This is a genomic window from Prevotellamassilia timonensis (genome assembly GCF_021531665.1).
Classification (GTDB): domain Bacteria; phylum Bacteroidota; class Bacteroidia; order Bacteroidales; family Bacteroidaceae; genus Alloprevotella.
In genome coordinates this window covers 1-419 of sequence record NZ_JADYUH010000160.1, presented here as the reverse complement: position 1 = coordinate 419, position 419 = coordinate 1, and the positions used below count along the sequence as shown (strand labels likewise).

The following is a 419-nucleotide window of genomic DNA, read 5'->3' as shown; positions in this document are numbered from 1 at the left end:
TTTTCAAGGGTACATGCATTTCCTTCAAACCCTACACAGTTCGGGTTTAAATTCTGATAATCATAGGGGTTAGGTGTGTAGGGTTTGGTCTGCAAATTCTACACAAAACCCTTCATCGTGTAGGGTTGCGCGGCGGAGTGTGTAGGGTTGTGGTGAAGCAAAAAATATAAATGTAAGGTTGGGTGGAAATATGCAAAAACGCGGTTTTCATCCTACATTTTTGCTCTTTGAACCTGCATCGCTGAGAAAAGTTTTGCCTACTCGGCGTGCAGTTTTACTTAGGGGAAGGCTAAGAAAAATTTGAAGAAGGGAAAGAAAAATTTGAGGAAGGCAAATTAAAATTTGAGGAAGGCTAAGAAAAATTTGAGGAAGGGAAAGAAAAATTTGAGGAAGGGAAAGAAAAATTTGAAGAAGGCAAA

Annotated in this window: 1 protein-coding gene; it reads right to left on the bottom strand. The window is 39.4% G+C overall.

What is annotated here, in order from left to right; genetic code table 11:
- Positions 1–207 precede the first annotated feature (207 nt).
- Positions 208–419: hypothetical protein (locus I6E40_RS10745; protein ID WP_235387282.1), on the bottom strand; the 212-nt coding region annotated here is incomplete at its 5' end.